Source organism: Pacificispira sp. HM-600, from assembly GCF_977993705.1.
In genome coordinates this window covers 254,799-268,892 of the sequence record NZ_OZ388079.1, presented here as the reverse complement: position 1 = coordinate 268,892, position 14,094 = coordinate 254,799, and the positions used below count along the sequence as shown (strand labels likewise).

Annotated in this window: 10 protein-coding genes; 8 read left to right on the top strand and 2 right to left on the bottom strand. The window is 67.6% G+C overall.

Annotated features, from left to right (window positions below; genetic code table 11):
- Nucleotides 1-55 precede the first annotated feature (55 nt).
- Nucleotides 56-2,137: a glycogen debranching protein GlgX gene (gene glgX, locus ACXZ1E_RS01260; protein WP_458041670.1), complete on the bottom strand. Its 2,082-nt coding sequence runs from the start codon at nt 2,135-2,137 to the stop codon at nt 56-58.
- 158 nt (nt 2,138-2,295) lie between these two features.
- On the opposite strand from glgX, the gene ACXZ1E_RS01255 reads away from it, so the two are divergent.
- The 4 genes from ACXZ1E_RS01255 (at nt 2,296) to ACXZ1E_RS01240 (ending at nt 7,876) form a co-directional block, all read left to right on the top strand.
- Complete coding sequence (locus ACXZ1E_RS01255; RefSeq protein ID WP_458041669.1) at nt 2,296-3,510, top strand: cysteine desulfurase family protein; 1,215 nt, start codon at nt 2,296-2,298, stop codon at nt 3,508-3,510.
- Between the two features lie 141 nt (nt 3,511-3,651).
- Nucleotides 3,652-4,785 (top strand): tRNA 2-thiouridine(34) synthase MnmA, encoded by a 1,134-nt coding sequence (gene mnmA, locus ACXZ1E_RS01250; protein WP_458041668.1) that lies wholly within the window; start codon nt 3,652-3,654, stop codon nt 4,783-4,785.
- Between the two features lie 198 nt (nt 4,786-4,983).
- Nucleotides 4,984-7,338: an NAD-dependent DNA ligase LigA gene (gene ligA, locus ACXZ1E_RS01245; RefSeq protein WP_458041667.1), complete on the top strand. Its 2,355-nt coding sequence runs from the start codon at nt 4,984-4,986 to the stop codon at nt 7,336-7,338.
- A gap of 46 nt (nt 7,339-7,384) precedes the next feature.
- Complete coding sequence (locus ACXZ1E_RS01240) at nt 7,385-7,876, top strand: DUF4262 domain-containing protein (RefSeq protein WP_458041666.1); 492 nt, start codon at nt 7,385-7,387, stop codon at nt 7,874-7,876.
- Between the two features lie 16 nt (nt 7,877-7,892).
- Here the strand turns inward: ACXZ1E_RS01240 and ACXZ1E_RS01235 are convergent, their stop codons facing one another.
- Nucleotides 7,893-9,596: a long-chain-fatty-acid--CoA ligase gene (locus tag ACXZ1E_RS01235; protein WP_458041665.1), complete on the bottom strand. Its 1,704-nt coding sequence runs from the start codon at nt 9,594-9,596 to the stop codon at nt 7,893-7,895.
- An 89-nt stretch (nt 9,597-9,685) separates the two neighbouring features.
- On the opposite strand from ACXZ1E_RS01235, the gene gatC reads away from it, so the two are divergent.
- The 4 genes from gatC to ACXZ1E_RS01215 all read left to right on the top strand — a co-directional run bounded on the left by gatC (nt 9,686) and on the right by ACXZ1E_RS01215 (nt 14,013).
- Nucleotides 9,686-9,985, top strand: coding sequence for an Asp-tRNA(Asn)/Glu-tRNA(Gln) amidotransferase subunit GatC (gatC, locus tag ACXZ1E_RS01230; protein WP_458041664.1), 300 nt, complete (start codon nt 9,686-9,688; stop codon nt 9,983-9,985).
- Complete coding sequence (gene gatA / locus ACXZ1E_RS01225; protein WP_458041663.1) at nt 9,982-11,505, top strand: Asp-tRNA(Asn)/Glu-tRNA(Gln) amidotransferase subunit GatA; 1,524 nt, start codon at nt 9,982-9,984, stop codon at nt 11,503-11,505. Before gatC ends, gatA begins: the two co-directional genes overlap by 4 nt.
- Nucleotides 11,505-13,022: an Asp-tRNA(Asn)/Glu-tRNA(Gln) amidotransferase subunit GatB gene (gatB, locus tag ACXZ1E_RS01220; RefSeq protein ID WP_458041662.1), complete on the top strand. Its 1,518-nt coding sequence runs from the start codon at nt 11,505-11,507 to the stop codon at nt 13,020-13,022. Before gatA ends, gatB begins: the two co-directional genes overlap by 1 nt.
- Nucleotides 13,023-13,110: 88 nt before the next feature.
- A complete protein-coding gene (locus tag ACXZ1E_RS01215; RefSeq protein ID WP_458040813.1) occupies nt 13,111-14,013 on the top strand; it encodes an IS982 family transposase in 903 nt (300 codons plus the stop codon).
- Nucleotides 14,014-14,094: the final 81 nt, after the last annotated feature.

Sequence of the window (14,094 nt, the reverse complement as noted above, 5' to 3'; positions counted from 1 at the left end):
AACCTACCTTGCATGCCGAGGTGAGGATACGCCTTGCGCGGTCCGTCGAAGGGTGTTATTCGGCGCGGAAGAGCCGCATCGATGTGCCCGGCAGCGGCACGATGTCGCCGGGTGCGAAGGTCTGCTCGGTGTCGCTCGGGCGCTCATCGATCGAAGACCACAATTCGACGTAACGGGTGACGCCCTCGATATCCGGCAGCGTGACGTCGATGGGGGACTCGTTACCGTGCACCATGAGCAGGATCCGGTTGAAGGCCTCGTGTTCTGGGGTGGACGCCGCGACGTATTGGATCGTCCTGTGCGCCGGATTCGTCCACCGATCGATGGACATCATCGCACCGCTCTCGTCGAACCAGTCCATGACGGATGCCGACGGAGTCGGCCGATCCTGAACCGCGAACCGGCTCGGCCGGAGGGCGGGGTTCTCACCGCGCAGGGCGATCAGCCGGCGGACGTGCTCCTGAAGATCCGTCTGCCAGCCGGCGTGTTCCCACGACAACCAGGTGAGGGCCGAGTCGTGGCAGTACGCGTTGTTGTTGCCGCGCTGCGTCCGGCCGAATTCATCCCCGGCCGTGAGCATCGGGATGCCCGACGAGAGCAGGAGCGTGCCGAGCAGATTCCGCATGGCCTTACGACGCGTGGCGAGGATGTGCGGATCGTCGGTCGGGCCTTCTGCGCCGTGGTTGAACGAGCGATTGGTGTCGGCCCCGTCGCGGTTCTGTTCGCCGTTGGCGAGGTTGTGCTTGACGTCGTATGAGACGAGATCGCGCAGGGTGAATCCGTCGTGGGCGGTGACGAAGTTGACGCTCGCGAGCGGCCCACGCTCGTGCGAGAACGTGTTGGACGAACCGGCGAGGCGTGTTGCGAAACCGCCGATCCCGACCGGGGCCGTCGAGGCGCGTCGGGCGTAATCGACGTCCGAGAGCCAGAAATTACGGACGCGGTCGCGATAGCGGTCGTTCCACTCGCTCCAGCCGGTGCCGAAGTTTCCGGTCTGCCAGCCGCCCATACCGACGTCCCACGGTTCGGCGATCATCTTGACCTCGGCGAGTGCCGGGTCGTCCAGGATCGTCTGCAGCAAGGGATGATCGGGCGTGAAGTGGTGCTGCGCGTCACGACCGAGGGTCGCGGCGAGGTCGAAACGGAACCCGTCGATGTGCAGGTCGTTCGCCCAGTAGCGGAGCGAATCGAGGATGAGTCGGGCCGAGGCATCCGTCGCCGTGTTCACCGCGTTGCCGCAGCCCGTCTCGTCGACGTAGGTGCCGTCGTCGAGTTGGCGATAGTACGAAAGGTTGTCGATGCCGCGGAAGCTCGAGCGCGGACCACCGACACCTTCTTCGGCGGTGTGGTTGTAGACGACGTCGAGGATGACCTCGAGTCCGGCCTCGTGCAGCAGGCGCACCATGCCCTTGAACTCGCGCAGGATCGCCTCGGGCCCCTCGCGACGGCTGGTCTCGGTGGCGTAGGCGGCATGCGGGGTGAAGAAGTTGAGGGTGTTGTAGCCCCAGTAGTTGCTGAGCCCCAGCTGGTGCAGCCGCGGTTCGCTCGCGAATGCGTGGACCGGCAGCAACTCGACGCTCGTGACGCCGAGCCCCACGAGATAGTCGATCATCGCCGGGTTGGCGAGCCCGGCGTAGGTTCCGTGCAGTGCTGGCGGGATCGCGGGATGGCGCTTGGTCAGACCCTTGAGGTGTCCCTCGTAGATGACGGTCCGATCGAGGGGTACGCGGGGTTTCTGGACTCCACCCCAGTCGAAGGAACCGTCGAGCGCGACCGAGCGCCAGTCGCTGAACCCGCCGGACACGAGTCCGCGGGCGTAGGGATCGAGCAGAAGGGTGCGGGGGTTGAAGGTGTTGCCGGGACCTGCGGGACCGCTCACCCGGATGGCATAGCGGGTGCCGGGCCGGAGCAACGGCGTCGTGACCTCCCACACCGACCCGCCGACGAGCCGCAGGGGGAGGGTCTCGACGATCCAGTCGAGGTCTGTGTCGTCGAAGACGACGAGGTCGATGCCATCGGCGTGGCCCGACCACACACGCAGGCAACCGCCCTCGTGCGTATACGTGACGCCGAGGTCGTCCAGCGCGGTCGAGAGGAGTGCAGGGCGCGCGTCGGTCGTCGGTGTCGGGATGACCATGGGGATAACACTAATGAGCACGTGAGTCCGGCGCGTTACGCGGGGCGATGGCTGGAAGGATGCCACGTGTCGGGCGGGTCGCTTCGACAAGCTCAGCGACCGTCTCGCGTCGGCCCCTGAGCCTGCCGAAGGGTCCGACCGTATGTGAGAGTTGTGGGGTGAACGCCCCCCTCGACCGCGCCTACCTGGATCATGCGGCCACCACCCCGCTGCGGGCCGAGGCGCGTGCGGCGTGGATCGAAGCATCCGAGATCGTCGGCAACGCGTCGTCCATCCATGGCGCCGGTCAAGATGCGCGGCGACTGCTCGAAGACGCCCGCGATCGGCTGGCGTCGGCGCTGGGCTGCGAACCGATCGAGGTCGTGTTCACATCGGGTGGCACCGAATCGATCAACCTGGCCATCGTTGGCCTGCTGAGGGCGCGGCGCGCGGCGACCGGGCGGAATCTGGTCGTGGCGCCCGAGGGTGAGCACCACGCGACGCTCGACACCGTCCGCTGGCTCGAGTCGAGCGGCCAGGCGGAGGCCCGATGGGTGCCGGTCGACAGGGATGCCCGGGTGGACCTGGACGCGTGGCGCGCGGCACTTGCGGAGGATCGCGCCGCTGTGGCCACCCTCCTCGGCGCCAATAACGAGGTCGGCTCGCTACAGCCCGTGGCCCAGGCATCCGCCGCAGCCGCGGACGCCGACGTTCCGCTGCACGTCGACGCGGTCGGCACCTTCGGACACGTGCCGCTGTCGTTCCGCGAACTGCGTGCGGATGCGCGCGGCGGTGCTGGACTCGTTGCGCTGAGTGTTTCGGCGCACAAGGTCGGCGGGCCGGTCGGGGTCGGAGCCCTCGTCGTGTCGCGCCACGTCACTCTCGAGGCCTTGCTGCACGGCGGCGGGCAGCAGCGGGGTCTTCGCGCGGGGACGCAGGATGTCGCGGGCGCAGTGGCCTTTTCGGTCGCCGCCGAGCTCGCCGTGGCCGAGCTCGCGGCTGAGGCGACGCGTGTTTCCGCCCTGCGCGCCGCGCTCGAGAACCGTCTGCGCTCGACGATTCCCGACATCGTGGTCTCAGCGGCCGACGTGGATCGCCTGCCCGGGCATCTGCATGTGGTTCTGCCCGGAGCGCAGGGCGACTCGTTGCTCTTGTTGCTCGATGCGGCGGGTGTCGCCGTGTCGACGGGTTCGGCGTGCCAAGCGGGTGTGCCCGAACCATCCCATGTGCTTCTCGCGATGGGCGTCGCGCCGGAGGTTGCCGCCGGGGCGCTGCGCCTCACGCTCGGGCGGACGTCGACACGGGCGGACGTGGAGGCGCTTCTCGGCGCCCTTCCCGCGGCCTACGACCGCGCCCGGCGCGCGGGGCTGTCGTCCCGCACCCCGCGCGCCTGATCGGGGCACTGCGGCCCGACCGGACCGCTCGCCTGGCAGTAGATGTGGTTTCGGGTGCCTTTTGGCCCCAACAAGTGCCAGGGGAGCGGTTCGACGAGCGGGCCCGGACCGCGTGCGGCGAGCCCCGCGTAGAATCGACGGATGCGTGTTTTGGCGGCGATGAGCGGCGGGGTGGACTCCGCGGTGGCTACGGCGCGCGCGGTCGACGCGGGTCACGACGTCACCGGGGTGCACCTCGCGTTGTCCCGGGCCGGCGGGACGCTACGTGCGGGCAGCCGCGGATGCTGCACGATCGAGGACGCGATGGATGCCCGTCGCGCTGCGGATCGCCTCGGCATCCCGTTCTATGTGTGGGACTTCTCGGAGCGCTTCCGCGACGACGTCATCGAAGACTTCGTCAACGAGTACGCCGCGGGACGCACGCCCAACCCGTGCATGCGCTGCAACGAGCGGATCAAGTTCGCGGCTGTGCTCGAAAAGGCTCTCGACCTGGGTTTCGACGCCGTCGTCACCGGGCACTACGCGATCGTTCGGCCCGGAGCATCCGGCGAACTCGAGCTGCACCGCGCGAGCGACGCCGCGAAGGACCAGTCATACGTACTGGGTGTTCTGACGGCCGAGCAGTTGCCGCACACGCTCTTCCCGCTCGGCGAGACGCCTTCGAAGGCGCTCGTGCGGGCCGAAGCCGAGGCGCGCGGACTCACCGTCGCGCAGAAGCCCGACAGTCACGACATCTGCTTCATTCCCGACGGTGACACGCGCGGCTGGCTGGCCGATCGCGTCGGTACGGCACCCGGCGACATCGTCGATGCATCCGGTGCCGTCGTCGGCGCGCACGAGGGCGCCCACGCGTTCACGGTCGGGCAGCGCCGCGGGCTTTCGCTCGGGGTTCCGGCGGCGGATGGCAAGCCGCGCTTCGTGCTCGAGGTGCGTCCCGTGTCGAACACGGTCGTCGTCGGGCCACGCGAGGCGCTCGCGATTGGCGAGATTTCGGGCGACCGTTTTACCTGGGCGGGTTCCGCTGCTCTATCTGTCGGGTCGGACCTGGCGTGCCATGTTCAGATCCGTGCTCATGCGGATCCCGTGCCCGCGACGCTGAGTTTCGTGGCGGGTTCAGACGGGGATGGTGACCGGATGCCGCGGCTCGTCGTGCGTCCGGACGTTCCTCTCGATGGCGTCGCGCCTGGCCAGACCGCGGTGCTGTACGCCGGCACGCGCGTGCTCGGACAGTTCACGATCGACCGTACGGTCTCCGCGGTGCCCGCGGGCGTTTGACCCGCTTCAGCTGAGCCTTCTCGCATCTGAGCCTTCCCGGATCCGCTCCCTCTCGCATCCGAGCCGTCGAGCGCCCCTTCGTCGTCCTCGAACGGTCGCGTCCGTTCGCGGACCGGTGGTGGGGGAGCGTCAAGCGGGGCTGGCAAGCCCGCACTGAACGCGAGGACGGATGTCGGGGGTCGAACCTAAACTGAACCGGTGGCAGCTGAAGCACCGGTGGATTCCGAAGCATCCGAACTTCCCGACCTGACTCTCGAGCAGGCGCGCGATGAGACCCGGACGCTGGCCGAGCAGATTCTCGGAGCGCGGGATGCCTATTACGGACGCGACGCCGAGCTCGTCGATGACGCGACCTATGACAGCTGGATGCATCGGCTCGAGGCGATCGAGCGGCTCTATCCCGAGTTGCAAGGCCAGGACTCGCCGACGCTGACGGTCGGTGCCGCTCAGGGGACGCAGTTCGCGCCGGTCGAACACGCCGAGCGGATGCTGAGCCTCGATAACGTCTTCTCGCTTGATGAGTTGCGGGAGTGGTGCGCGAAGGCCCAGGCGGGCGCGGGCCGAGCCGTGCGGTGGTTGACCGAGCTGAAGATCGACGGCCTCGCCATCAGCCTGCGCTACGAGAACGGCGTGTTGACGTCGGCCGCGACTCGCGGGGATGGACGGATCGGTGAGGACGTCACGTTCAACGCGGTGCGCGTGAATGGGATCCCGAAACGGCTTGCGGGCACGGGGCATCCGCCGATCGTCGAGGTCCGCGGGGAGGTTTTCATCCCCGTCGCCGCCTTCGCGGCACTCAACGAGCTACAGGCGAACATGCGGGATCGTGCGATCGAAGAGACCCGCGCACGCTCTCGCGCATTCGACGAGGAAAAGGCACGGACCAGCGCGGAGCGTCGTTTCCCCGCGTTCGCGAATCCGCGGAACGCCGCGAGCGGTGGTCTACGCCAGCAACTCGACAAGAAGGACGGGCTCGAGCTCGAAGCCGGGCAGGCGCGCCTCGACTCGCTCCGCCTTTTCGTGCACGGCATCGGAGCGTGGGAGGGCCCGCCCGTCGACTCGCAGAGCGAAATCTACGCTCTGCTCAAGGAGTGGGGGCTTCCGACGAGCCCGTATTTCCAGACGACGGACTCTATCGACGGTGTCACGGCGTTCGTCGAGCACTACGGCGAGCACCGCCACGATGTCGAGCACGAGATCGACGGAATCGTGGTCAAGGTCGACGAGCTCGTGCTGCACGATGAGCTGGGCGCCACGAGCCGCGCGCCGCGCTGGGCGATCGCGTACAAGTACCCGCCCGAGCAGGTCAACACGAAACTGCTCGACATCGTGGTCTCCGTGGGACGGACCGGAAGGGCCACGCCGTTCGCGGTCATGGCACCGGCGCGCGTGGCGGGCTCAGTCGTGCGCCAAGCGACCCTCCACAATCAGGATGTCGTCCGTGCCAAGGGCGTCCTCATCGGCGACACCGTGGTGTTGCGCAAAGCGGGAGATGTGATCCCCGAGGTGCTCGGGCCCGTCGTGGAGTTGCGCGACGGCACCGAACGCGAGTTCGTGATGCCGAGGGACTGCCCCGAGTGCGGCACGCCCCTCGCCCCCGCGAAAGAGGGCGACATCGACCTGCGGTGCCCGAACACGCGCGCGTGCCCCGCCCAGGTGCGAGGACGTGTGGAGCACATCGGATCCCGCGGCGGCCTCGACATTGAGGCGCTCGGCGAGGTGACGGCAGCGGCTCTGACGCAACCGTCTTCGCCGACCACTCCGCCGCTCGAGACCGAGGCCGGGTTGTTTGAGCTGACCCTCGAGCAGCTCGTCCCCATCGAGGTCGTCGTTCGCGATTCCGAAACGGGTGAGCCTCGTGTCGACGACAAGACGGGGGAGAGGGTCCGCCGCGCGCCGTTCCGTCGCAATCCGTCGTCCGCCGAGAAGAAGCAGGGACTGACCGGGCCTCAGCCATCCGCTCAGGCGATCACGCTCCTCGAGGAGTTGCAGAAGGCGAAGACGAAGGACCTGTGGCGGTTCTTGGTCGCGCTCAACATCCGCCACGTCGGTCCGGTCGCGGCGCGCTCTCTGGCGCAGTGGTTCGGCTCCGTTGACGAGATCCGCAAGGCGTCGCGAGAAGATCTGGCCGCCGTCGAGGGCGTCGGAGGCGTCATCGCGGACGCTCTGATCGACTGGTTCGAGATCGACTGGCACAGCGAGATCGTCGAGCGGTGGACCGCTTCGGGCGCTCAGCTCGCGACTCCTGGACACCCGGGCCCGGGTGCCGCGGTCGTCGAGGGCGGTGTGCTCGAGGGGATCACCGTCGTCGCGACCGGGTCTCTCGAGGGTTACACCCGCGAAGGTGCGCAGGAGGCGATCATTGCTGCGGGAGGAAAGTCCGCGTCGAGCGTCTCGAAGAAGACGGACTTCGTCGCAGCCGGGCCGGGTGCGGGTTCGAAGCTCGGCAAGGCCGAAGAGCTCGGGGTTCGGATCATCGATGCCGAACAGTTCCGGCTGCTCGTCACGCAGGGGCCGGCAGCGCTCGACGCGCTCGACCCCGACGCGGGCTGAGTGTCGTAGGTATGTTCTACTCTCATCGAAACGAGAGGGGAACAACATGTCATCCAATTCCGACCTGGAGATCCAGGCATGGCTCGACCAAGAAGACGAGCACACGGCGCAGATTATTCGTGCCCATGGCGTCTACTTGCAGTATGTCGGCGGCGACGACACGCATTGCGAAGCATCTTTCGCCTACACGGTGGGATTATTCGGTGTCGGCCATCCGGAGTTGCTGATCGTCGGAGTGGGGCCGAACACGGCATCGGGCGTGCTGAACGAAGTGTCGGCGATGATCAGAGGCGGTCGCAACATCGTCGTGGGCGAGATGCTGTCATTCGCGGATTGGCCACATCGGGTCGTGGCCGAGGTCGTGCCGAATCCGGGTGAGATCGCGTTCGCGGCCAACCGCTTCTATCAGCGTCCCGCGGAAGCATCGGTGCCTCTTCTGCAACTCACCTACGACGACAAGAACGGGCGATTCCCCTGGGAAGACGGCTACGCGAACGCGCCATGGGTGCAGCCGCGCCCGGGGGAGCTGCGCGCCTGAGCGCTCACAGATCGCGCTAGCGCCCGGTCGTGAGCTGGAGGAGCGACTCACGCACCTGTCGGCGCAGAACCTTGCCGATCAAGGACTTGGGTAGCTCGTCGACGACGAAGATTCGGCGGGGAACCTTGTAGGGCGTCAGGATGCCGCGGGCAAATTCGCGCACGGACTCCTCGTCCAGGGTCACCCCGGCGACGGGGACGATGGCGGCGACGACCTCTTCGCCGGAGTGCTCGCTGGGTAGCCCGACAACGGCCGCATCCTCGACCTGGGGATGCTGTCGCAGAGCGATCTCGACCTCGGTCGGGGCGACGTTGAACCCACCCGTGATGATGAGCTCCTTGATGCGATCGACGATCCGGACAAATCCCGCTTCGTCGATCGTGACGATGTCGCCGGTGCGGAACCATCCGTCGACGAACACCTTGTCGGTCTCTTCGGGCTTGCCGTAGTAGCCGCCGAAGACCTGGGGTCCGCGGACGAGCAGTTCGCCGCGCTCACCGGCGGGAACATCGCGAGTCGGCTCATCGGGGTCGACGACCCGGCACTCCGTACCGGGGAGCGGCAGGCCGACGGTTCCCGGTACTCGGTTGTCGGCGACGGGGTTCGCCATCAGAACGGGGGAGCACTCGCTCAGACCGTAACCCTCGACGAGGTATCCGCCCGAGGCGGCCTCGAACGGCACGACGAGGTCGTGGGGGAGCGCCATCGCGCCCGAGATCGCGACCTCGGTTCCGGCGAGCGAGACTCCTTGCTCGATGGCGGCTTTCAGCAGGCGATCGGCGATAGGCGGCACGAGGGGGAGGAACGTCGCGGGGTGCTTCTTCGTCACCGCGAGCACCATCTCGGGATCGAAGCGCGGGAAGAGCACGAGTCGCGCGCCCATCGACATCGCGAAGGTCAGGCACAGGGTCAGGCCGTATGCGTGGAACATCGGAAGGACGGCGTACACGACGCATCCTTCGCCGCGCCGGATCGACGGGACCCATGCGCGCGACTGGGCGGCGTTGGAAATCAGGTTTCGGTGAGTGAGCGAGGCACCCTTCGGGGTTCCCGTGGTGCCGCTCGTGTATTGGATGATCGCGAGATCATCGGTCTCGGGCTTCGGAACCGTCGAGGACAGCGGGTCGCTTCCGGCCACGGTCTCCCAAGGGACCGTGCCGCTGACCCGCGTCGTCAGCGCCGCTCGAGCTTCGCGGGCTTTGGCGACCGGAAGCCTCAGCGCGAGCCGCGTGCGCGCCGGCATGGCTCGCGTGACGTCGACGGAGACGATCGTCTGCAGCGCGAGATCGGCGGGGAACTGCTGCACGGTCTGCACGACTTTGTTCCACACGATCGCGTGCACCGCGCCGTGATCTTCGAACTGTTTGCGCAACTCGCGCGGGGTGTAGAGCGGGTTGTGCTCGACGACGACGGCGCCGAGGCGCAGGACGGCATAGAAGGCGACGATGTGCTGCGGACAGTTCGGCAGCACCATCGCGACGGGATCGCCGCGCTTCACACCCTGGGCACGCAAGCCTGCGGCGGCGCGTTCGATCTGCTGTTGCAGGTCGCGGTACGACGTGGTGCGGCCGAAGAACTGCAGGGCGGGAGCATCCGGATAGTCCCGGGCGGATGCTTCGACGATGTCGACGAGCGACCCGGTCACTGGTTCGAGTTCGGCCGGGACTCCGTCGGCATAGCTCTGGATCCACGGCCTCGGCGGCTCATACGTCGTCGTCATTTCGCCAGCCTATTGCGGGGGGCAGCGGGCGGGCGACAGGGCGGACGCGCGCGCGGGGCAGCGCCAAGCCCGACGCCTAGAATGGGGCAGTGTCTGAAATCACCCCCGAACTCGTGCGCCATCTGGGCGTGCTCGCCCGGATCCAGCTGACCGACGAGGAGGTGGACCGCCTCACCGGAGAGCTCGACGTCATCGTCGACAACATCGCGAAGGTGTCGCAGGTCGCCACCCCCGACGTCCCCGCGACGAGCCACCCCGTGCCCCTCCGGAATGTCTTCCGTCCCGACGTCGTCAGCGAGACGCTGACCCTCGAGCAGGCGCTCCAGAATGCCCCGGATGCTGCAGACGGACGTTTCCGCGTGACCGCGATCATGGGGGAGGAACAGTGAGCGACCTCACGCGCCTGAGCGCGGCTGCCCTCTCCGAAAAGCTTGCGCGGGGCGAGGTCTCGAGCGTCGAGGCCACGCGCGCGCACCTGGACCGCATCGCCGCCGTCGACGGCGACGTGCACGCGTTCCTGCACGTCAGCGACCACGCTCTCGACGTCGCGGCGGACATCGATCGCCGCCGCGCCGCCGGTGACGACCTCGGCCCTCTCGCCGGCGTCCCCCTCGCGATCAAGGACGTGCTGGTCACGACCGACATGCCCTCGACCAGCGGCTCGCGCATCCTCGAGGGGTACATGTCGCCCTTCGACGCAACCGTCGTCGCACGCTCGCGCGCCGCGGGACTCGTGCCGCTCGGCAAGACCAACATGGACGAATTCGCCATGGGCTCGTCGACCGAGCACTCGGCGTACGGCCCGACGCACAACCCGTGGGATCTCGACCGCGTTCCGGGCGGCTCGGGTGGCGGTTCCGCCGCGGCAGTCGCCGCCTTCGAGGCGCCCCTCGCGCTCGGCTCGGACACGGGTGGGTCGATCCGCCAGCCCGCGCACCTGACCGGCACCGTCGGCATGAAGCCGACCTACGGTGGCGTGAGTCGCTACGGCGCCATCGCCCTCGCCTCGAGCCTCGACCAGGTCGGTCCCGTGACGCGCTCGGTGCTCGACGCTGGCCTGCTTCATGACGTCATCGGCGGGCATGACCACCGCGACTCCACGTCGCTGACCGATGTCTGGCCCTCGTTCGCCGAGGCCGCCCGCGACGGCGCCCGCGGCGATGTGCTCAAGGGGCTGCGCGTCGGCGTGGTCCGTGAGCTTCCCGACAGCGGCTTCCAGACCGGCGTCTCCGCATCTTTCCGTGCATCCCTCGCGCTCCTCGAGGCGAACGGCGCCGAGATCGTCGAGATCAGCGCCCCCCACTTCGAGTACGGCGTGGCCGCGTACTACCTGATCCTGCCGGCCGAGGCTTCCAGTAACCTGGCCAAGTTCGACTCGGTACGTTTCGGTATGCGGGTCACCCCCAACGCCAACGCGACGGTCGAGGATGTCATGGCCGCGACGCGCGAGGCGGGCTTCGGCGATGAGGTCAAGCGCCGCATCATCCTCGGCACCTACGCCCTGTCGGCTGGCTACTACGACGCCTACTACGGGTCGGCTCAGAAGGTACGGACGCTGATTCAGCGAGACTTCGACGCCGCGTTCGGTGCCGTCGACGTGATTGCGACGCCGTCCGCTCCGACGACAGCGTTCCGCCTCGGCGAACGGGTCGACGACCCGCTGCAGATGTACCTCAATGACGTCACGACGATCCCGGCGAACCTGGCCGGTGTGCCCGGCATCTCGATCCCGTCGGGTCTGGCCGAAGAGGATGGCCTGCCCGTGGGCATCCAGTTCCTCGCGCCCGTCCGCGAGGATGCTCGTCTCTACCGCGTCGGCGCGGCGCTCGAAACACTGCTCGAGGATGCCTGGGGCGGACCGCTGCTAGACCGAGCCCCGGCGCTCACCACCCGAGGAGGGGTTTCCTGATGGCCAAGGCCCCGCTGATGGACTTCGACAAGGCGCTCGAACTGTTCGAGCCCGTCATGGGATTCGAAGTGCATGTGGAACTGAACACCGTCACGAAGATGTTCTCGGGTGCTCCCAACCCGGCGCACGGTGCGCACGACGCCGCCGCACCGAACACGCTCACCGCAACTGTCGATCTCGGGCTGCCCGGCTCGCTACCGGTCGTCAATGAGCTGGCCGTGCGCTATTCGATCAGCCTGGGCCTCGCCCTCGGCTGCGAGATCGCGCCGTCCAGCCGCTTCGCGCGGAAGAACTATTTCTACCCTGACCTGGGTAAGAACTACCAGATATCGCAGTACGACGAGCCGATTGCGTTCGAAGGCAGTGTGACGGTCGAACTCGCCGATGGCACTGAGGTCGTGGTGCCGATCGAGCGGGCGCACATGGAAGAGGATGCTGGCAAGCTCACCCACGTCGGGGGAGCGACGGGCCGTATTCAGGGCGCGGAATATTCGCTCGTCGACTACAACCGTGCCGGAGTGCCGCTGGTGGAGATCGTGACAAAGCCGATCTTCGGGGGTGAGCACCGCTCGCCCGAGATCGCCAAGGCCTATGTGCAGGCGATCCGCGACATCGTGCTGGCACTCGGCATCTCGGACGCACGCATGGAGCGGGGAAACCTGCGCTGTGATGCGAACGTCTCGCTGCGCCCGCGCGGTCACGAGAAGCTCGGCACCCGCACCGAGACGAAGAACGTGAACTCGATGCGGTCGATCGAGCGCGCCGTGCGGTACGAGATCCAGCGCCAGGCCGCGATCCTCGCGTCGGGCGGCACGATCATTCAAGAGACGCGGCACTGGCACGAAGACACCGGCACGACGTCGCCGGGACGTCCGAAGTCGGATGCCGACGACTATCGCTATTTCCCCGAGCCCGACCTGCTGCCCGTGGTGCCCGCACCCGCGCTGATCGAAGAGCTCCGGGCCGCGCTGCCGGAGGCGCCGCCCGCGCGCCGCCGCCGGTTGAAGGCCGAGTGGGGCTTCACAGACCTCGAGTTCCAGGATGTCGCCAATGGCGGCCTGCTGGCCGAGTTGGCGGCGACTGTCGCTGCCGGCGCGTCCCCCGCCGCGGCGCGGAAGTGGTGGACGGGCGAGATCACGCGACTGGCGAACGCTGCCGGGCGTGAGGCATCCGATCTGATCGCTCCCGCGGATGTCGCGGCCGTGCAGGCTCTCGTCGATGCCGGAACCCTCAACGACAAGCTCGCGCGCCAGGTGCTCGAGGGCGTCATCGCGGGGGAGGGAACCCCGCAGGAGGTCGTTGACGCGCGTGGGCTGGCCGTCGTCTCGGACGACGGGGCGCTGATCGCAGCAATCGATGAGGCGCTGAAGGCCCAGCCGGACGTTCTCGAGAAGATCCGCGACGGCAAGGTGCAGGCCGCGGGCGCTGTCATCGGTGCGGTCATGAAGGCGATGCGGGGGCAGGCCGACGCGGCCCGGGTGCGCGAGCTCGTCCTGGAGCGCGCCGCGTCGTTGTAGTCGGTAGGGATCACTAGATGAGTGAGTCCGTTTGGCTGGGTCGGCGTGGATGCTGTTAATCGCAGGCGGAGGGTGTTAACCCCGGTGTGTGAAAACTGAACTCAACACCCTCCTGATCACACTCTACGTCCACCTCGATGACCGGATCCTGCCCGCGATCGGCTTCACCCGCGATCACCACCCGGGCCGCAAACCCGCCCTCAACGACGCGGAATTGCTCTGCCTGCTGGTCGCGCAACACCTGCTCGGGATCGCGTCGGATCGGAAATGGATCCGATACGCGCACGCTCACCTGAAGGGCATGTTCCCGAACCTGCCCGGCCAGTCCGGGTGGGGCAAACGCGTCCGCCAATCCACCGGGCTTCTCTCTGCGGTGATCACCGAGCTGGCCCGTGACACCCCGTCCTGGGGTGAGATCACCCGGCTGGTGGACTCGACCCCGTTACCGTGCGGGAAATCGCGGGAGACCGTGAAACGCTCAGACCTTGCCGGGCACGCCGACTACGGATACTGCGCATCCCACTCCCGATACTTCTGGGGCTTCCGGCTCTATCTGATCTGCACTCCCGACGGAATGCCCGTGATCTGGGGACTCGCGAGCCCGAAGATCGGTGAACGCGAAGCCACCCAAGCGATGCTCGACCACGACAGACACCTCATCCAGCCTGGACAGGTCATCGTTGGCGACAAAGGCTTCGCTGGGAAGCAGTTCGAGGACTTCGTCACCAACGAACTCGGCGCGCACCTGATCCGCCCCGACCGCAAAGACGAGACCCCCAGGTTCGGGAAACTCGGCAGCATCCGACAATGGGTCGAGTCCGTGTTCGACACCCTCAAAGGCCAACTCACCCTCGAAGACCACGGCGGCAGAACCCCCGCAGGCGTCTACTCCCGCGTCGCCGCAAGACTCCTCGCCCTCGCCGCCGGCATCTGGCACAACTGGCTCACCAACGCCCCCGCCAAACGCTCCCTCATCGCCTACGACCACTGAACCAAACGGACTCACTCATCTAGGGCCGAGAGTGCACGTTCGCTACGCGAACGTGCACTCTCGGCTTTTCGAATCCCGAAG

What these genes read in the sequence shown, in the direction of transcription:
- glgX (WP_458041670.1), bottom strand. Translation starts at nt 2,137, where the DNA reads ATGGTCATCCCGACACCGACGACCGACGCGCGCCCTGCACTCCTCTCG.
- mnmA (WP_458041668.1), top strand. Translation starts at nt 3,652, where the DNA reads ATGCGTGTTTTGGCGGCGATGAGCGGCGGGGTGGACTCCGCGGTGGCT.
- ACXZ1E_RS01240 (WP_458041666.1), top strand. Translation starts at nt 7,385, where the DNA reads ATGTCATCCAATTCCGACCTGGAGATCCAGGCATGGCTCGACCAAGAA.
- ACXZ1E_RS01235 (WP_458041665.1), bottom strand. Translation starts at nt 9,596, where the DNA reads ATGACGACGACGTATGAGCCGCCGAGGCCGTGGATCCAGAGCTATGCC.
- gatB (WP_458041662.1), top strand. Translation starts at nt 11,505, where the DNA reads ATGGCCAAGGCCCCGCTGATGGACTTCGACAAGGCGCTCGAACTGTTC.